Source organism: Microcoleus sp. D3_18_C4, from assembly GCF_036702355.1.
Taxonomy (GTDB): domain Bacteria; phylum Cyanobacteriota; class Cyanobacteriia; order Cyanobacteriales; family Microcoleaceae; genus Microcoleus.
This window is the reverse complement of sequence record NZ_JAUBTF010000035.1, coordinates 55,365-76,318: the sequence shown is the minus strand read 5'-3', so window position 1 is coordinate 76,318 and position 20,954 is coordinate 55,365. Positions and strand designations below refer to the sequence as shown.

Sequence of the window (20,954 nt, the reverse complement as noted above, 5' to 3'; positions counted from 1 at the left end):
TTTTGCACTTTACCCTCGCTCTCGCGAGCGCATAACCCAGGCTACGTCAAGTGCCATCGATATATTCAGCAAGCCCTCTTTATATATTGTCCAAAAAATACCCAAAACATTGGAGCTATTACTCTTGGTTGTGGGTAAAATTTATATCACAAAATTATAGTAATGATATTCAAAACATCAGCCTTAAATATCTTTTTAAAGTATTTGATGATGAACTTGTTAATGTATTTATCAAAACTAGAATTATTCATCATCTGGTTAATTCACGAAAGGGGGGCTTACCCTATATAGAAAGAATAGGGATGAATCAAAAACTCCGAAATAGAATTATTGAACATATAACTAAGTTAATGAAAATCAATTGTATCGCATTGCAGTTGAATTGTATATATGCTTATTATCTGATGTTCAGAGACCGCGATCATCGACATTTGCAAGACTTTGTATCTCATAACTTAAAGCGTCCCATACCAAAACCGATCCAACAGGCTGTTTATCAGATAGGAACTTTATATGAAAATCATTCTCTAGGGTTAGCTTCTTTTGAAGAGATTTTGGAAGAGAGTGAAATAGAATATGAATCTGAAGACTTGAATTGTCGGTAAAATTCCCATCTTAAAAATCAATATCTCGATCGGGAGGTTCATAAATAACAAGCAAGCTTTTTGCTCTTGTAGATCCCACATACCTATCTGCGATATCCCAATTACTTAATATCAAATTCTTTTCTTTTTCAAAAAATAACATTATAACATCACTTTCTAGTCCTTTATACATCCCTATATTCGACCAATGAATAGTATTTTGATCTTTATCGGAAAATGAATATGGCTTAAGATAAAAACGAGCGATATGCGAATATTGTGAAAGTAGGGACTTTGATGATGGATACATATCAGTTAATATAACTATCTGAGCCGGAGAAACATTCTCCTTATTCACTAGATCGGTAATATCTTTTTCTAATAGACTAAAGATATCATCTGTCTCTTCATATATCTGATGTATTACTTCTCTTCCTTCAATTAATGAACTCTTTCTTTCATAAATACAGGATACAAATTTCTCGGCATGTTTGAAGATTTTGTGAGTATTTCGACAGTTTTTATTTAAGACAGTCGGGTTTACTTGAAGGGCGCATCTATTTGCATTTTTTGAAATTTTTTGATTACTATCTTGAAAAATGTAGAATATTCCCTCATCAGGAATCAACTGTTTCAAATCGTTAATTTCCTTTTGCTCAAAGTCTTGTCCTTCGTCAACGATGATTGCTGTATACTCAAATGTTAACTGAGATTTTTGGGGTTGTATTTCTTCATAACTATAAACTACACAGTAACCCTCTGTAATTTCATCTTGTAAAGCAGCAGCGAGATAAAGAGAAAGATTATTAGATTTACATATTACGAGCGTTCTAACCTTATGTTGGCATAACCTTCTTGCTTTTTCTATAGCTAACTGAGTCTTCCCTGAACCAGCACAGCCCAAAACAATGCACTGAGAATGGAAGCACAAATTATTCAAGATATCGAATTGCTGTTCTGTTAATTGCAGAATTTCTTGGTTGTTTTCACCAATATCATTAACAATAAATTTTTTGAACACTGTACTTGGAGATATGAGGTTAATGATTGAATCTGTCCGCTGCTGTCCAAGTTTTGGAAAATTTCCTGCCGCTCTATAATAATCGAAAACAGAAGATATCCAGCCACTAATATTTCCTAACTGAGGACGTAAAAGTAAGATTTCTTGAGGTGCTTCCGAGGGTAGATTATTTGCCACGTCATCCATATCAGGAAAAGCCACACATTGTCCAATACAAAAATCTTTATTTTTAAATTCGTCGTGTTTACTGAGAAAATCCAAAAACTTATACTTAATTTCTCTAGCTTGTTGAAAAGGAGATATCTTCATCTTGTATGGGTTCTGATACCATGCCATATTCAGATGATCGTAGGCGATCTGCCCTCCTTTGGCTTCTAGTATAATAATTCCTCGATCGGGATGAATAATGATGAAGTCAGCTTCCCTATCTTGAACGATATATTTGATGTGCTGCCACCATGCTCCATGAAAAACAACGTAGTCATCACTCAAATTTTTTTCAAAAATCTGGAAGAGAGTCTTTTCTGCGTAGCTCTTAGTTGTTGATGATAATTTTTGAGGAATCATTCTTGCCATAACTATTCACCTCTTCTCTTTTTAGATGACTACTACTTTATTGGTAAGTTTTTATATAGTATTTGGAGAATAAATTTTATGGTGTATATTACCGCAAAAGGCTTTTGTATGTCAAGCCCCATTAGCTACTACTTGCCAGAGGAAGTCTCCCTTTCAAGGATCTAGTACCTCGCACACTCCGATTCAAGTAGATCAGGCGCTAGCCAGAAAAGAGTTATATCCACTACATACTAAACTACTCAAATTTTAATCACCCAACCTCGGCGGTACATTCCATACAAAATTAACCACCAAAATAATACCGCAGTCACGGCAAACGCTAGGGAACCATTCAGCGGCCCGGCCCACGGCAAAAACCAGTTTTCATAAATCCAAGTGTAAGTTGTTGGAGCATTTGCACCAGTACCGATATGAGTTTTTAAGAGAATTCGGGCAACTATACCGGAAGCAACAAACAGGAAAATTGCATTCACTCCCATGATTTCAAACGGTCTCCCCCATTTCCAATCCCGCACTTCTATTGTTTCGTAGCAAGCTGCTAGCAATAGCAACGCCCAACCAGCGGTAAACACTACATAGGAACTTGTCCAAAGTTGTTTGTTGATCGGAAATAAAAATCCCCACAAGTGGCCGATTATCACGCAACTGAGGCCGCATATTGCTAAGTTGATACTGGTGCGGGTTTTGATTTGCTGTACTCGCAGCCATTCTCCGGTAAAGTAGCCTGTGAGGACTGTGACAACTGCGGGTAAGGTACTCAACAATCCTTCGGGGTCGAAGGGGCCGCCTTTGTACAGGTGTTGGCTACCGAGAATTAGCCGATCGACATATCCTCCTAAATTTCCTTCTGGCGTGAGTTCGCCGGCAGTGTACCCCCCTACGGCAAATACGGTTAATGCACCCCAATAGCCCAAAAGAACGGCAACAGCGAGCAGTTTTTGATTGCGCGGGGAAAGGTTGAGAATGGCGATCGCACTGATGAAATAAGCTAAGCCGATGCGCTGCAATACTCCCATAATGCGGATTTTACCGAAGTTTTCCACTGGGGCGCTGTTGAGAAGTACGTCAAGGGCGATCGAAGATGTATTTAGCAGCAATCCTAATATAAATAAAATCGCGGCGCGGCGCGCAATTCGCCAGTAAATATTTGAAGAAGGAAGAAGGAAGAAGGAAGAAGGAAGAGGGTTTTTAGCCGATTCTAATTTTTCCTTACTTGGTGTAATTTTTGAGGTTTCTATTCCGGTTTTTGGATAAGTTTGAATATATTTAGGCAGCGAGAAAGACATCGCGCAGCCAACGATGAACAGGAAAAACGGAAATACTAAGTCTGTCGGGGTGCAGCCGTGCCATTCTGCGTGTTCTAGCGGTGGATACACCTGTTCCCAACTACCGGGGTTGTTGACTAGAATCATCGAGGCGATCGCAATTCCGCGAAAAATATCAAGGGATTTGAAGCGCATAAATTAAGTTATTTGTTAACTGTTCACCGTTCACTGTTCACTGTTAAGTATCTTAGCTGATGCCCATTTCCTAATTCTTTTCGGCCCAATTCCCAATGCCCTGTTTTGCCAATGCCCTATGCCCCATGCCCCATGCCCCATGCCCAATTCCCCATTCCCCATTCCCCATTACCTATATCTCTATTCCTTCCAGAGTCATAATGACTGCATTCTTCATCAACATATCGCAGCGTTCTGCATAAAAAGATGCTGCCTTATCATATTTGTTGATTTGCAAAACGCGCAAAAACATTTGCCTTGCTTGCGCGAATTGCTGTTGGTAGTGAAAAAAAATTCCCTGTTCAAAATAAGTTTGAGTTTGTGCTTTTAGTTCGATCATTGTCGGCGAGTCGCCATCGTAAATTTCAAATACAGCAACAGGTGTTTGTTTTCCTTTGACTTGAACGCGATCGAGAAATCGGCACTTGTAATGTTGAGGATCGTCTATCCGGCAAAGGGTTTGGACGCTAGCTACAATAGCAACTCCATAAAGCTTTGTCAATCCTTCCACACGGGAAGCTAAATTAACCGCATCAGAAATCACCGTACTTTCCATTCGTTCCGCTTCGCCAATCGTACCTAACATTAAAGTCCCCGTATGCAAACCAATCCCTATCGAAATAGGTTGATAGCCACTGTTTTGCCTGTGTCTATTATAAATTTTTACTTGATGCTGCATCTCAATTGCTGCTTGCACAGCATCTTCAGCCCTGTTAGGAAACAAAGCCATAATCCCGTCACCAATGTATTTATCTATAAAACCGTTATACTCGCGGATAACTGGGCCAACTCGGCTTAAGTAAGAGTTAAGAAATTCAAAGTTTTCTCGGGGAGACATACTTTCTGACAGACTTGTAAATGAGCGAATGTCGGCAAACATAATCGTCATTTCTGCTTGTACAGAGTCTCCTAGTCTGGCATCAACAATGCTTTCTCTTTTGAGAAATTTCAAGAATTCACGGGGTACAAAACGGGCTGAAGCAGCAGCTATTTTTTCTAGTTCGCTTTTGCTGGACTCGATTTGATTGAGTGATCTAAATGCTCTCAGTGCGGTGACCACTGTGGTAAATAATTTTTTATTAGTAAGTTCTGTTTTAGTTTTGTAATCATTGATATCGTAGCTGACAATTACTACATCTTCTGGTACTTGTCCGGGCTGTCCAGTGCGTAAAATAATTCGCACAATTTGATTATTTAAAATATCGCGGATGTATTTAACTACTTCCAATCCGGCTTCTTCTGTTTCCATAACTACATCGAGTAAAATCAATGCTATGTCGTAGTTATTTTGGATTATTTCTTTAGCTTCTTTTCCAGAGTAAGCGCTGATAAATGTTATACTTTTACCTTCAAATTTAAAATCGTTTAACGCTAGTTTAGTAATATTATGAATTTCTATTTCATCATCTACAATTAATATTTTCCAACTTTCTTCTTCTAGCGGTTTTTGTTCCGCCTCGTCTTCCTCGGCAAATATTAATTCATCGTCGCCCGTCGCGATTAATTCGTCATCGCCCCCAGCCAACAGGTTTTTACTAGCTTCTGACATATATCGTTCTCCTATATAAAACTTATATCCATGTTGGCGGTCTAATAACTAACTGCTCATTTTAGCGGGAAATTCAATCATAAATCTTGTGCCTTTATTTACTTGACTTGTGCAGCTAATTGTGCCTTTTAATTTTTGAGTAACAAGGTTATAAATAATGTGCAGTCCCAATCCCGTGCCTCCCTGACCTCTTTTGGTGGTAAAAAACGGTTCAAAAATTTTACTGAGATTTTCTGGGTCAATTCCTTTGCCGTTATCGGCATATTCAAATATTAGCCGAGATCCCTCTAGTTTGAAATCAAAAGCCAGAACTCCTTCGTCTTCTCCATCGTAGGCGTGAATTAGGGAATTCAACACCAGATTTGTCACAATTTGACACACTACGCCGGGGTAACTGTCCACTACAATATTTTCATCACACTTAATCTCTATTTTGTGCTTAGTTCTTTTTAGTTTGGCTGTTAAGGATGTCAAAATTTCCTCTAGATAGTTTTTAACATTAAACGTGCGTTTTAACTCGCTAGACTGATCTACAGCTACTTCTTTAAAACTGTGAATCAAGTCTGCTGCCCGCGTGAGGTTAGATAAGATCATATTACTGCTTTGGATGGCGGTATCCAGAAACTTTTCTAACTCGGAACGTTTTATTTGGCCGTTACTGTAAACCTCAAAAAACTTTGTGGCTTTTTCAGCAAGCAGGGAGGCGGCGGTGATGCCGATGCCGATGGGAGTATTGATTTCGTGGGCAACACCTGCCACCAACCCTCCGAGGGCAGCCATTTTTTCCGACTCTACCAGTTTATTTTGAGCTGATTTTAAGTCTTCTAAAGTTTGGGAGAGTTCGGAGGTACGCTGCTGTACTAAAATTTCGAGATTCTGATTGAATTGGTGCAAGTTGGCGTAAAGTTGAGCATTTTTGATGGAGATAGAAATTTGAGAAGACAGCAGTTTTAATATTTCTAACCTGTCTGGTGTAAAAGCGCCTGTACTCAGATTGTTTTCTAAATATAGAATGCCAGTTAGTTGACCTTGATTAATTAACGGAGTGCAAAGAATTGATTTAGGTTGAACGGCCATTATATAGGGTGTGCGAGTAAATTGTCCTTCGCGGGTGGCATCGTTTAAAACTATACTTTCCTGGGTGCGGGCGACGTAATTCACAACTGCAACTGCCAGCAAAGTTACTTCTTGATCGTCTGCGACAAAATCTATCGGAATTGATTGCATGACAGCAACGCGATCGACCTCTACAGATCCTGATGCTTCAATCACCCATTGATCCTCTTTTTCTAGTATTAAAAAGCCTCTTTGCGCCCCGGCATTTTCAATAACAATTTTCATCATTTTTGCCAGCAGTTTGTCTAGAACTATTTCGCCGGCTAAGGTTTGCGATGCTTTAACTGCTGTGGTCAAGTCTAGCACGCCTGCACTGTCGCTCGTAGTGGAAGCGCTGCTCGTAGATTTGTGAGTTTCAATATTAGTTGAAATCGAGCCTGAAGTTAGCAAGTGCGAGTATTTTGATTCTAAATGCGCTGCTTTGGCTGTTGCTCCCCAGCGCTGATAGCAATAACGCGCTTCTGTTAAGTAAGTTTTAGAATTTTTTTCTCTTCCTATGGATAGATAAAATGCTCCTGCCAATTCTGCTGCTAGTGCTTGTATTTGTATGTAGCCGTTTTCTTCTGCTCCTTCAATGGCGCGATCGTAATATTCCATTGCTCTCACAACATTGCCCAAAACACGGGCTTTTTCTGCTGTAAGTAAGTCGCATTTATGCTGAAGATTCATGGGCGCATAAAGCGCTTTTTGTTGCAGTTTTTTCCGGTTACTGACAGCGTAAAAAATATGCTCTTCTTGTTCCTCATTGGTGGCAGATGGATAGGCTGCTAGGCGGGCGAGAGAATCGTAAAACTGGTACTCAGAAACATTAATAAAGCCTGCAACTCCGTCTAAATATACTTCGGCTTGCGCCGCATTTTCTAGCGCTGTAGCGGTATCTCCAAATAAATAGGCTAGTATTAATTTTTGCAAATAAAAGTGCTGTAGTCCCACCCGATCGTTAGCTTTCAAGAGCAGCGACAACAATTTTTCTTCGCTGTATGCTTCACATAACACAAGGTGTGGACTTGCCAATTTTCCCATCAATTGCCAAATAGTGTGCCGATATATTTGATTCCAAGTCAATACAGTTTCTTGCTTGAGTTGAAACAGCAAATGGTTGTAACTTACCATTCTCCGTTCCAGTTGTGGCAATTCTTGACCGATGAAATACAAAGACTGACAAATATTTACGGCTGCATATCCGACACATTCTAAATCCCCATTTTCTAGCGCGCTTTGATAGGCGTCCTCTAATAGCGGCAAAGAGTCTTTAACGTGATGCTTGCCGTTCATCAAAATGAATGCTACTAAATTAAGCGTTTTGCTTTTGAATTCTAACGCATTTAATCTATCGCTCAAATTTAAAGCTAATTGACCAAAGCGATCGCCAGATTCAATATCTCTAACTATTCCTTTTAAAATTGCTCCGTAATTAGCATAGCCGAAGGCAGACAAAGTAGAGTTTCCGTAATTAATAGATAAATTCACTTGCTCGCACACAATCAGCGGCAGCAGCACAGGTTCAACTATAAATGTAGCTGAAAACATACTGGAAAGCACGCGCATAGTTGCTAATTTATGCGGATTTGTCATAATTGGCAAGTTAATTAAATCTTCTATTTTCTTTTCGGTTAAATAAGCTGCGGTTTTAGCCAGTGCTTGCTGAATGTGGAGGGGGATCGGCGATTCGGGAAAGTTTATTCCTAACATTTTTAGTGCTTCGCGACCAATTTTTACCGATTCTTGGAGTTTGGTTTGCATCGCACAAGCTATGATTCTGATTTCAAACACTTTGATTTTGTCTAGTTCATTCTTTGCGTGTTGCAGAACAATTTCAGCCCATTTTTCCATTGGCTCAAAGTCGGTATTGAGGTAAGCAGCTTCTGCTGCTGACTCGTAGAGTGCAAGAGTCAAGTCGTAGTCAGTTTGCCAACTTTCGGGGGGAAGCAGTTCAATACCTGCGGTTAAATATTTCAGGGCAAGTTCGTAAGCTGCACTTGCTTTTGCTTTGCGGCCTGCCATTAAATTTAATTGGCATAATTGAAATTGTTCTAATTGGCTGGTGATGATTTCTTTGGCAAAATTTAGTTGGTTTACGGTATCAAAAATATGCTCTTCTAATTGCTCTGGCGGTGCATTTTCGAGTAAAAAATTGCCTATCTTTAGATGGATTTCTTGTTTTTGAGAATTGGATATTAAAGCATAAGCTGCCTGCTGCACTCGCTCGTGCAAAAATTTGTAAGTTGCGCTAGGAACATCAGCAACTGGCAGGGAAAATTTTTCGCTAAAATCTCTAGATATTGTGTCTGTTACTTCTGTACTTGCTGCGAGTGCGATCGGAATTTTGTAGGCGTTATTCACGAGTAAAATCAGACCTGACTGAAGTGCCTCAACGAGGTCTGTTGCTGCGGACGCCAGAGGTTGTTCGGCGATTGTCGAGAGAGTTTCCAAATCAAATTTGTTCCCGATACAAGCGGCTAATTTAAGCAGTTCCTGGGTATTCTCTGAAAGTTTTTGAATATTATTTATCATTAATTCGACAACATTGTCAGTAATTGCCATTTCTTGTATTTGTTCGATATCCCACTGCCACTCGCCTGTGACATGGCATTTTTTCACAATTTGCTCTGAGATTGGTTGCGGTAAGCCCGACAGGTTGGGTTCAGCTAGCTTGACCAAATTATTCGAGGGTGAAAGTTTAAATTGAATCAAACTTTTTGAGTAAAGAAATTTTATTAATTGAGTTAAAAAGAATGGATTACCACCAGTTTTTTGAAAAAGCAACTCGGCTAAACTTAGCGAGTTTTCGGGGGCGCAGTTCAAAGTATCGGCAACGAATTGGTTGACGCTGCTTATATCTAAAGGCAAAAGGGCGATCGCCCTTAAAGTGCCGCCTGCTTTTTTAATTGCTGAGGCGGTCAGCATTAGAGGATGATTTGCATCTACTTCTTGCTCTCTATAAGCTCCAATTATTAATAAATATTGAGTTCCCAGGTCAGTTGCTAGCAGTTCTATTAACTTGAGAGATGCTGAATCGACCCACTGCAAGTCGTCCAGGAAAATTACTAGAGGGTGTTCTTTTTTAGCAAAGACGCGGATGAAGTTTTGAAATACTAAATTAAAGCGATTTTGAGATTCATTTGCTCCTAAATCTGGGACGGGGGGCTGCGGCCCAACAATCAGTTCTAATTCGGGAATAGCTTCAATAATTACTTGGCAGTTACCGCCGAGTGCTTTTAAAATTTTTTCTTTCCAAACATGGATTTCTGCGGCATTTTCTGTGAATATTTGCCGCAACAAATCTTGAAAAGCTTGGAGCAAAAAAGCGTAGGGAATATCGCGCTTAAATTGCTCAAATTTGCTGTCAATAAAATACCCGTTTTCCCGCCGACTCGGCTTGTAAACTTCATATACTAACGAAGATTTGCCCACACCTGCAGAACCAGAAATCAGCACGATTTCTGTATTGCCCCGCCTCATCCGCTGGAAGATACTGAGAAGCATATTAACTTCTGCTTCTCGCCCGTAAAATTTTTGGGAAATTTGCAGGTGACTTGACTGATCTTGCTTGCCGAGGGTTATGTGGGAAATTTCGCCGGTAGTTTGCAGTTGATCGAGACAATTTTCTAAGTCGTACAAAAGTCCGAAAGCACTTTGATACCTGTCTTCGGCTGTTTTTGCTAATAGTTTTATGACGATATCGGAAACGACTTGAGGAATCTCCTTGGTTCCTACTTGATTGATTTTGCCTTCGATGCTTCTGCTTTGTACTTTTTGCTTTCTGTTTTCCCAAGGAGAAACTGGCGTTTTGGCAATATGGCAGTGTACTAATTCCATAGGATCGATCGCCTGAAAAGGCAATTCGCCACAAAGCATTTCATAAAAGGTGACGCCTAAAGAATAAAAATCGGTCCGGTAGTCGATCGCCCGATTCATGCGCCCCGTTTGTTCAGGAGACATATAGGCGAGAGTGCCTTCGAGTAAATGGGGATGGCTGGGGGCGGGGTTTTCGCCCGGTAGCAGGGAGGCGATCGCAAAATCAGCAATCTTGACATCTCCTGTCTCGATATTGACAATAATATTGCTGGGTTTAATATCTTTATGAATAATGTGGTGATCGTGGAGTTGCCCAATAGTTTCTGCTAGTTTGATGGCAATATGCAGAAATTGTTGTAACTCTAGCTGGTTGTTGCTGAGAAACTCTTTTAGGGAAATACCACCAAAATCTTCTAAAACTAAAACCGGAAAGTGATTGTATGTTTCTATTTTATAAAGCTTGACTATTCCGGGGAAATTCAAATTCTTAAGAATTTCGGATTCGTGCAGCAGTTGGGATATTTGGGCTGGGGTAGGGTATGTCGGGGTGAGAGTTTTGAGGATAACTGGTTTTTGTTCCTCAAGCTGCATCCCTCGATAAATAACTGTGTGAGGGTTTGTATAAAGTTCTCCGTCAATGCGGTATCCCGGAATAGAAATCATGATAGTTGGGGGTAATTTCAAAGAGGCGGTTATACAATTTTAGATTTTAGATTTTAGATTTTAGATTGGGAATGATTGATGATATAAGGGTTTGGAGCGCGGGCTGAGAGTTGCATTCTTTTTTGCCACAAGTATTATTAAGTAAGTGAAAATACACATTGCCGGTCGAGTGCGGTTTTTACGGCAGTAAACTGGCTACTATTATATAGCTTAGCTAAATCCCTCCCTAAAGAGTCGTCCTAGATACTTTTTTTGTCGCTTATTTAGTTATCTATATTTTAGTCTTCAAAAAATCAGAAGTCGCACTTTGCTATCCCGCCAGTGGCAAAATAAACGGGTGCGTGCAAATCAACAGCTAAAATCTAAAAAAATCATGCAGAATATAACTGCCTCAAATCCAGCTAATGCGACCGATCGCGCTTTTGGCACCGCAGACATTCAATTGCTGGTAGTGGATATAGACGGCACGATCGCAGGTTTGTCAAATACCATCCGAGAACCAGTCAAGCAGGCAATTTTGGCTGCCGAGTCGCGGGGAGTGAAAGTGGCCGTCGCTACGGGCAGGATGTACCGCTCAGCTTTGCGTTTTCACCGCGACATCGGCTCAACATTGCCACTGATTTGCTACCAGGGTGCCTGGATTCAAGATCACGCTACTCAAAAACGGCTGCGGCACTTGCCGCTGTCGAAACAAACTGCTCTGCAACTGTTAGATTATTTTGAAGAACCGCATTTGCGACCGCTCCTTTCGATCCATTTCTACATTGACGACCAGCTTTACGTGCCGGAAATCACCGCAGCTACTCGAATTTATGCCCAAAGATCGGGCATTGAACCAATGGTAATTAAAGATTTGCGGCGAGATCTTCCGGGGGAACCGACGAAAGTTTTGGCATTGTGCGAGAATCCGGGGGTACTCGACGGCTTGCTCAGGAGTATGCGGCAGCGCTACACGCCTGCGGAGCTTTATTTGACTCGATCCGTCGCCACTTTTTTTGAAGCTACGCATCCTTTGGCGAATAAGGGAGATGCGGTGCAGTATGTAGCGGAGGAACTTTTGGGTTTGCAGGCGGCGAACGTGATGGCGATCGGCGACAATTTTAATGATGTAGAAATGATTGCCTACGCGGGTGTGGGCGTGGCAATGGGCAATGCTCCTGATGGGGTGAAGGCTGCTGCTGATTGGGTGGCGCCGGATGTTGAGGAAGATGGGGTGGCTGCTGCGATCGAACAATTTGTTTTGAGCGATCGTTGATATTTGTAGCACCAATACCGCAGGGGCGGGTTTGCCAACATCTGGAAAAAATGTATATCAACCCGCCCCGACCCAGCGACAATTTATTATTATATAACTCTCTAGTTTTGAGTTCTATGGAATCAAATTTTGATGCTTAATAACAATCCACACTTTCGGATTTTTCGATATCAAGTGGAGTCAATTACTTTTTTTGCAACATCAGAATATTTATTTAACGAACCGCGAAGAGGCTAAGAACGAGAAGGAAGAATGGAAGAAAGCGGGGCGGGCTTACAGCTCTTCTGGATGTGAATTATAGATAATTTAAAACTCTTAAAAATGCCTTGCAACAGAAAAAGCACCGACGACTGGCCGTGTTTCGTCTCGGTGCTTCTTCTGGTTCGCTCCTCACACGTCCATCAATATAGCTGACTCAGTAAATTGTGTCAATACTTTTTCCAAAAATTGTTTTTTGAGTCGGCTGCTGCTGGGGTGTCGGTGCGGTGGATGGAGGCAAAACTATTGCACTGCAAGGGTTTGACTCGATCGCCCAAGCATTACCTTGAGCAGAAAAATTTTACTTCACTTCCAGCAGCCAGTCCAAAATCAGAGCGTTGACTTCACTCGGCCGCTCGTCGTGGGGACAGTGGCCCGTGTTGGGAATGGAAACAAATTTCACAGGTTTATCGTTAGCGGCCAATTGTTGATAAATCTGGCTGCCGGCGATCGGCGTCCAGGGGTCGTCTGCGCCCCAAAGTACCAATAACGGACGATCGACTTTGGGCAGCAATTCTGACGGTTGAGGGCCGGCTGGGGCTGTCAAAATCGAGGCAAACACCTGTTGAGCTCCGGGCTCGCAGGAAGGGGCGTGGAGGAGTTCTACGAGTTCGTCGGTGATGGCTTCGCGGTTCCCGTAGACTTGGCGCAGGGTGTTGCGGATACGGTGTTTTTGGCGGATGTTGTTGAAGACAAAGGGGCCGATCAGGGGCGATCGAACTAATTTAGTAAAAGTCCCCATCACTAATCGCAGCGGGAAATTCAGTTCGTCCGGCCGGTGGTTGAGTCCGCCAGCACAGTTGATTAAGACTGCACCTGCTGATATTTCTGGATGGTTGGCGACTACCATCAAACTCAGCAAAGCGCCGATCGAATTCCCGACAAATACCGCCGGTTCCTGTACCAGATCCGCCCAGAAATCAGTCAGCAATTCTTCCCACAATTCCAGAGTGTAATCTAGGGCTGGTTTGGCGGAAGCACCGAACCCCAGCAAGTCCAGCGCAAATACGCGATAGCCGCCGGCTGCTAGTGGGGGGATATTTTGTCGCCAATGTCCGATCGAAGCCCCAAATCCGTGAATCAAGATCAGAGGGCGGCCGGTTCCTTGGACGGTATATTGGATTTTGTGACCTTTCCAAGTCCAAATTAGCTTTTCAAAACTTGTTGCAGATACTAATTGTTGTGCAGTCACGGCTATTATGTAAAGTTTCGTTAACTACTTTCATCATAGCAGAAGTCAGTAGTCAGTAGTCAGTAGTCAGTAGTCAGTAGTCAGTATTCATGAATTATTGGTTATTGGTTATTGGTTATTGGTTATTGGTTATTTGTTATTTGTTGTAATACCCCATGCCCAATTCCCCATGCCCAATTCCCCATGCCCAATTCCCCTTTTTACTTTTTTTGTAGCAACCAATAAGTCATCATATCCCCCTTACCTTTTACCGGAATCACGCCTCGCCTCTCAAACAAATACTTATCTTTCAAAAGCTCATAAGTAACATCAGTAACTTGAATGCTGCCTGCAAAACCCGTAGCTTCCATCCTCGCCGCTACATTCACCGTATCTCCCCACAAATCATAAGTGAACTTGCTCACACCAATCACTCCCGCAACAACTGGCCCGGAATTGATGCCAACGCGAATTGCCAGTTTTTCCCCTGTGTCGGCGGACAATTTTGCTATTTTTGCCTGCATTCCCAGGGCCATTTGGGCGATCGCCTCGGCGTGATCCTGTCTCGGCGTAGGCAATCCCCCGACTACCATGTAAGCATCGCCAATTGTCTTAATTTTCTCCACACCGTACTTTTCAGCTAACTGGTCGAAGTGCGAAAAAATTACATTCAATCGCTTTACCAACTCGGTGGGAGACATTCTCGCCGACAATTCAGTAAAGCCAACAATATCAGCAAATAAAACACTTACTTGGGCAAAACTGTCGGCGATCGTGCTTTGCTCTGCCTTCAAGCGTTCTGCGATTGGTTTGGGCAAAATATTTAACAGCAACTTCTCGCTTTGTTCTTGTTGAACTTTTAGCGCTTCTTGCGCTAATTTGCGCTCTGTAATGTCAGAAACAGTACCCTCATAGTAGATCAGCTCACCTTTTGAATCTCGAACAGCCCGAACATTTTCTGACACCCAAATCCGGCGCCCGTCTTTGCGACATACCATAGATTCAAATCCCGAAACGGCATTTTCAGTATCCATAGCAGCCACAAATTCGAGGCGGCGTTCTGGGTCAACGTAAAGTTGCTGAGCAATATTTTTAATCTCGGACATCAGTTCTTCTGGGGATTCGTAACCGTATAATTTTGCCAAAGCTGGATTAGCGCTGAGATAGCCTCCTGAAGGCGTGCTTTGAAAAATGCCTTCCATCGCATTTTCTACAATGCTGTGATATTTTTCTTGGGCAATACGCAGCAATTCTTCTGCTTGTTTGCGCTGAATCAAAGAACCTAATTGAGTGCCGACTGCATTAAAAACGTCTATAAATCGCGCGTCTTTCCCACCAGACGAAATTTTAAAGAAAACTAGCACTGCCAATACTTCATCGCCTACCAAAATCGGCACGCCAAAACCCGCTTTGAATCCGAGTTCTAGTGCTATTTGACTTCGGAGAAAATGCGGGTAGCCCTTGGAAATATCTTCTACCCATTCCGGTTGCTTGGATGCCCAAACTCGTCCCGGCAGCCCTATATTTCGGGCAAATGTCAGTTGTTGGCTTTGGGTGCGGAACAATTCCATGCTGGGGTTGCTGGCATACCAGCCCCGGGCAGATTGCAGCACAGTTCCTTCTGCATCGGGAATCCAAGCTTCTCCTACATCCCATCCGATTGTTTCGCCAACTTGGTGCAGAATTACTTCTAAAGCTGAGTGAAAGTCTACAGCTTCCCCGATCGCCCGCGTCGTTTCCAGCAAAAACCGGATTGATTCTTCAGCCCGCTGCCGTTCTGCGATTTCTTCCTGCAATCTAGAATTGCGATCGTGCAGTTCCCTAGCTTGCTGTTGCAGTTTGGATTGCAGCAAACGAAGGGAAAGTTGGTTTTGGACGCGGGCTATAACTTCTTCTACTTGAAACGGTTTAGTAATGTAATCCACTCCTCCTACTTGAAAAGCTTTAACTTTTTCCAGCACGTCATCTAGCGCACTAATAAAAATTACCGGAATATCTTGAGTTTTTTCGCTTAACTTTAACTGCTCACAAACTTCATACCCGTTCATTTGTGGCATATTAATATCTAGTAAAATTAGATCGGGAGGAGATATTTGTGCCCCTTGCAAAGCCAAGTGTCCGTTAATAGCCTTCCTGACATGATACCCGTAAGATGTCAGCATAGTGGATAAAAGTCGCAAATTATCCGGCATATCGTCAACGATCAGAATGTCTTTAGGAGTCGCTGGTAATGGATGGTCGTTCATCATAATATAATTGAGTTAAATCGATAATGATATCTATCCGAAAATTATCGACTAAATCTGTTAAAGCGTTAGCGAGATTTGCCTCAGTTTCGGGAATTTGCTCGATGAGTTCGAGGATGCGGTTGTCATCAACACAAAGTGCTGCTCGGTGCAACTCGACCACCCAGTATGTGGGCATTACACTCAAATCCTCGGTGGTCAAACTTTTAAGCAGCGTCGGTGTTGAAAAAGAAGTAGATAAGTTCTCTTTTTCATAAATATAACGCAGGTTGAGGTGATGCGCTATCTTTTCAAAGAGTACCTCTTCCCGAAACGGTTTACATATCAAATCGTTACAACCAGCAGACAAAATTATTTGCCGCTGCTCGTCAAAAGCACTGGCCGTCAAGGCAATAATTATTGTTTCTCTACCTTCTAGAGTTTTCTTAATCTGTCTTGTCGCTTCATACCCATCCATCACGGGCATCAGCATATCCATTAATATCAAGTGCGGCTTCCAAGTTGAATGCAAAGCAATTGCTTCTTGACCGTTAGTTGCTTCCCGGACTTCAAAGCCCAGGGGTATCAGGAGCTTAAGCAGCAGTTGGCGATTTTCTGCTACATCTTCAACTATTAATATCCGATAAGTGTCTTGTCCGGCTTCTAAAGCAATAACTTGTTTAATCGGGGATTTTTCTTGTTCATCACTTTGTGTTACTAAGTTAACCCAGATATTAAAGCTAAAAATTGTGCCTTGACCGAGTTGACTTTCAACAGCAATATCACCTCCCATAATTCGGACAAACTGTTGGCTAATCGGCAACCCCAGACCCGTTCCTTGCATGGATTTTCGACCAGTTTCAGTTTGTACAAATGGCTTAAATAATGTGGCAAGTTCCAAGGGAGAAATGCCGGGACCCGTGTCGGCAATTTCAAAATACAATTGGGATTTTTTTTCTTCTGTGGCGTCTTTGTCAGATTGGCTGCTGACGCGCAAAGTCACGGTTCCCTGCTGAGTAAATTTAATCGCATTGCCGAGTAGGTTAATTAAAACTTGCCGCAATTTAGCTTCGTCTGTTTGAATGTACTGTGGCAAATCATCGGCATTTTCAAAGATTAGGTGCAAACCTTTTGAGTTGGCTTTTAGTTGCAGCATTTCTTTGAGACTATTAAGAAGGTTGTAGAGATTGAAGCGGCTGGGATTGATGGTAATTTGACCTGCTTCTATTTTGGACATGGACAAAACATCATTGATGAGTTCCAGCAAATGTTCGCCGCTGCGGTTAATAATTTCTATGTATTCTTTTTGTTCTTCCGTGATAGAACTGTTGCGGGCCATGACTTGGGAAAAACCCAGAATGGCGTTGAGAGGTGTGCGGAGTTCGTGGCTCATGGAAGCTAGAAATTGGCTTTTGGCGCGGTTGGCAACTTCGGCGTTTTCTTTGGATTTAATCAGTTCCATGGACTGCCTTTGAGTGCGGGCGAGCAATTCCGCTTGCTGTAATGCTACTCCTAGCTGAGTACCTACATCAACTACAACGTTGATTTCAGCTTCGCTCCACTGCCGGGGAGCTGAATTTTGATAGGATGCTAGTAATCCCCAGAGCGTTTTTCCGCAGAAAATTGGCACAATAATGTAAGATTTAGCTTGAAATTTTTCTAGCAAATTGATGTAACAAATATCGAATCCTTGCTTGTAAATGTCGGGGACACAAAGGTAAGTTGTACCTCGGCTGTAGGGCCCGCCTTGGGTTTCTTGCAAATAGGTATCGCGTACTTCTTGTGAGGGGCTATCTAATCCTTTGACGACGCAACGGTCGCTGTCTAAAGCGCCTTCAGTAAGGTGAGAATCGAGTTCCTGTGCTTGGATGAAAGAAACCCACTTCTGGTCACGGGATTCGGCTACAAATTCGCCACTCCAGTCTGGATTGAAACGGTAAATGGCGACTCGATCGCACTTCAGGGTTTGGCGCAATTCTCGGGTTGTGGCGTGAAAAATTTCTCGGATATCTAAAGTTTGCCGCATTCTTTCAATGATGCGGGCGATCGCTCTTTGTCGTAAAGCACTTTCTTGCAGTTCGGTTTCTGCTTGCTTGCGTTCGGTAATATCTACAGCCATTAAAGCAATGCCGATCGCTGTACCGTTATCGTCAATTAGCTGAGTATTATACCACTCGCAGATGATAATTCTGCCGTCTTTAGTCAGATTTTCGGTAGTGCCGCTGGATTTGGCATTCAAGTCATGATTGAAAATCTCAGATAATTGCGGGTGGTAGCTTTCAGGTACGATCAAATCGGCGGCGACTCGACCAATCGCTTCTTGCTCACTGTAGCCAAAAATAGCCACGGCTGCGGGATTCCAAGTGATAATTTCTAAATAGAGGTTTAACTCAATAATTGCGATCGGCGTTTGCTGCAATAAAAACGAGATTCTTTGCTGCGATGCTAGCAGTTTCTCTTCGGCTAATTTGCGGTCTGTGATGTCATTAGCAGTGCCGAGAATTTGTTTGGGTTTACTACCATCTGCTGTTCTGAGAAATACAGTATCCCAACTGTGCAGCCACCGCCATTCACCGTTTTTGTGTTTCATGCGGTATTGACATTCAATGACATCACCGTCTTTGGCTTGATCTACTTTGTTGAGGTTTTCAAAAAACTTTGGCAAATCGTCGGAGTGGAGCAGCGTCGGCATCATTGCTGTACCCATATCTTGTATTTCTTGGGCGGTGTATCCAAGTATCGTCGAAATTTGTCGGTTGGTATAAACATTCCGCTGTTCAATTAAATCGTAAACGTACAATAGGTTCGGGTTGGAATCGGCGATCGCTTGAATGAAGTGCTGGCTTTCTCTGAGTGCGGATTCTGTTTGTTTACGAACGCTAATATCTCTGGCTACAATAATCACTGAATCTGCAGTCAGCGGAGAAACTTTAGCGTCGAGGCAAACGTCGCGCTCTCCGACTTTAAAGCTATATTCAACATTAATGCTTTGCTGAGTTTTTAGAGCTTGTTGGATGGCATTTAATACTAAATCTGCTACAGGTTTAGGCAAGACTTCATGAGCGGTTGTGTTAATCATTTCGCTGGGAGGTTTCACCAAATTTGTTGATGCTGTCGGGGCAATTTTGATGCAGCGCCCTTCTGCATTTCTCACTAAAACTGTGTCAGTCATGGCGGCAAAAATCGCCCGCAATTCTGTTTCCGATTCTTGCAGAGCTTGCTCGGCGCGGACACGGGTGCGAATTTCTGCTTGCAGCACTTTATTTTGCCGATCGAGCTGCTGAATTCGGTTTTTTTCTCGTTCGATCAGTTTAGTTTGAGCGATAGCGAGCCCTACTTGAGCCGCCACAGCTTCTAATAAGTCGATTTCCTCGGAAGTCCATTCCCGGTAGCGATCGCACTGGTGCAAACAGATAGCACCGTTTGCCCTGCCTTGGTAAGAAGTGCGAATTGCCAGCATCGATTTTAACCCAACCTTCTGGCAAATCGGTTGAGCAGCTTGCAACAGAGGGTCTGAATAAACATTGTTGGAGGCGATCGCCACATCTTGTATCATCATTTGTATGACGTGAGGATTGCCCCAAATTGGAACAGGTACGTTCCGAATAGATTCACACTCCGGTTCAAGATACTCGGCCGCCAGAGGAATATCGACTTGGGGGGTAGTAACGTAAGTATGAATCAAACAGCGATTGGCGCAGAATGCCAGACCGATTTGAGTGGCAGCTATTTGAAATATTTGTTCTGGCTGCAAGCTTGAGCGAATTTCTTTAGTTATTTTTGCGATCAGCAATTCTCGCTGAACTTGCCGTTCTAAAGCAGCTTTAGCTCCAGCCATTTCTATTTCTGCGTGCTTGCGATCGGTGATATCAAAAAGTACGCCATACCAAACAATATCGCCATTATCACGCATTTCTGGCCGAGAATTAGATTGCAGCCATTTGAGTTTACCCGACGGTGTAACAATCCGCCATTCACAGGCAAAAGGTTCTAAATTTTGGGCGCTAGTAGCAATTTGTTTCACCAGATATTCTTGGTCATCTGGATGATTTTGATCGAAGCAAAACTCGGGATTTTTTAAAATTTCTTCACTCTCTAATTCGTAAATTTCTCGACAAGCATAACTAATATATTCAAACTTAAAACTTCCATCTGGCTTCTTTATGAATTGATAAAGAACTCCCGGTATATTGACCGCCAATTTCTGCAAACGCGCTTTGCTTTCCCGGAGTGATTGTTCTGTTCGCTTGCGGAATTCTACCTCTTTTTGCAGTTGGGCATTCTGCTGTTTTAATTGTTTTGATAGCTGTTGTATAGTCAGTTGACTTTCGATCCGCACTAAAACTTCTTCCACTTGAAAAGGCTTAGTAATGTAGTCAACACCGCCGACTTCAAAAGCTTTAACTTTGTGAAAAGTTTCCTCAAACACACTCAAAAAAATAACCGGAATTTCCCTCATCTTTTCGTTGGATTTAAGTCGAGCACATACTTCATATCCGTTCATTTTTGGCATAGCAATATCTAGCAAAATCAAGTCGGGGAGAACGGTTAAATTAGCATTGACCGCCATTTCTCCCGAAATCGCCCGCTGAACTTTATACCCTTCTTTCGTCAATATGTTTGATATAAAGCGCAGGTTTTGGGGCTGATCATCAATAATTAAAATGTGAATACTTTCTTTGTCAAATATCATTTTTTGTCTGGTCATGGTAATTTTTTTAGTGCTAGCAGCAGATTGATGATTTAATAAATTTTGCGATTCCTTCCGATCCTAATTATTTATTAAACCTTTTCAAACTCAGCAAATAGAAGATTAACTTTAGATAGTAGCCATCAACTAACGCACCTTCTATTTTTTAAACTTATTGGTTGCTTGTCTTAAGTTTGCTACTCAAACTAACCGTACTTAACCACATTTTATTGTCCCCAAAAATCGCCTTATTTGCTGTCCAAATTAAGTCTGCCGAAAAACCATCATCGCTTAGGCACTCCAGAGCAAAGCAACCGGATTTTTTAACTTTGTTCAATGGCTGCGACAAAGTATTTTCGTATAACCCGGTTGATGCGCTCAGGACAGTTTTTTGCTTGACTTTAGGATTAAAACTCCCAGGAGGATAACGCAAGTTTCTGGACATTCTGCTGCCACATTCAAAGGGTTTTAGCCGAGATACACACCTGGACATACCACGAGGCGAAGAAACCGTTTTTTTTACTCTTGTCGCTGCAACAAAGTATGGCT

9 protein-coding genes are annotated in these 20,954 nt (G+C 42.3%); 2 read left to right on the top strand and 7 right to left on the bottom strand.

Features of this window, described 5'->3' with window-relative positions; genetic code table 11:
• The first annotated feature begins 50 nt into the window (after positions 1-50).
• A complete protein-coding gene (locus QUA90_RS17990) occupies positions 51-605 on the top strand; it encodes a hypothetical protein (protein ID WP_333446889.1) in 555 nt (184 codons plus the stop codon).
• A gap of 10 nt (positions 606-615) precedes the next feature.
• Here QUA90_RS17990 and QUA90_RS17985 read toward each other — a convergent pair whose 3' ends face one another.
• The 4 genes from QUA90_RS17985 to QUA90_RS17970 form a co-directional block, all read right to left on the bottom strand.
• The gene (locus QUA90_RS17985) at positions 616-2,181 is read right to left on the bottom strand and encodes an NERD domain-containing protein (RefSeq protein ID WP_333446888.1); all 1,566 of its coding nucleotides are present in this window, start codon (positions 2,179-2,181) and stop codon (positions 616-618) included.
• A gap of 239 nt (positions 2,182-2,420) precedes the next feature.
• Complete coding sequence (locus QUA90_RS17980; RefSeq protein WP_333446886.1) at positions 2,421-3,641, bottom strand: heparan-alpha-glucosaminide N-acetyltransferase domain-containing protein; 1,221 nt, start codon at positions 3,639-3,641, stop codon at positions 2,421-2,423.
• Between the two features lie 172 nt (positions 3,642-3,813).
• Positions 3,814-5,229: an adenylate/guanylate cyclase domain-containing protein gene (locus QUA90_RS17975; protein ID WP_333446884.1), complete on the bottom strand. Its 1,416-nt coding sequence runs from the start codon at positions 5,227-5,229 to the stop codon at positions 3,814-3,816.
• Between the two features lie 48 nt (positions 5,230-5,277).
• Positions 5,278-10,806 carry an AAA family ATPase gene (locus QUA90_RS17970; RefSeq protein ID WP_333446882.1) on the bottom strand — a complete coding sequence of 1,843 codons (5,529 nt, stop codon included), beginning with the start codon at positions 10,804-10,806 and terminating at the stop codon, positions 5,278-5,280.
• A 373-nt stretch (positions 10,807-11,179) separates the two neighbouring features.
• On the opposite strand from QUA90_RS17970, the gene QUA90_RS17965 reads away from it, so the two are divergent.
• A complete protein-coding gene (locus tag QUA90_RS17965; RefSeq protein ID WP_333446880.1) occupies positions 11,180-12,061 on the top strand; it encodes a Cof-type HAD-IIB family hydrolase in 882 nt (293 codons plus the stop codon).
• A gap of 559 nt (positions 12,062-12,620) precedes the next feature.
• Here the strand turns inward: QUA90_RS17965 and QUA90_RS17960 are convergent.
• The 3 genes from QUA90_RS17960 to QUA90_RS17950 all read right to left on the bottom strand — a co-directional run bounded on the left by QUA90_RS17960 (position 12,621) and on the right by QUA90_RS17950 (position 20,423).
• Positions 12,621-13,511, bottom strand: a complete 891-nt coding sequence (locus tag QUA90_RS17960; protein ID WP_333373920.1) for an alpha/beta fold hydrolase — start codon at positions 13,509-13,511, stop codon at positions 12,621-12,623.
• A 200-nt stretch (positions 13,512-13,711) separates the two neighbouring features.
• The gene (locus QUA90_RS17955) at positions 13,712-15,739 is read right to left on the bottom strand and encodes an adenylate/guanylate cyclase domain-containing protein (RefSeq protein ID WP_333446878.1); all 2,028 of its coding nucleotides are present in this window, start codon (positions 15,737-15,739) and stop codon (positions 13,712-13,714) included.
• Complete coding sequence (locus QUA90_RS17950; protein WP_333446876.1) at positions 15,705-20,423, bottom strand: response regulator; 4,719 nt, start codon at positions 20,421-20,423, stop codon at positions 15,705-15,707. Before QUA90_RS17950 ends, QUA90_RS17955 begins: the two co-directional genes overlap by 35 nt.
• Positions 20,424-20,954 lie beyond the last annotated feature (531 nt).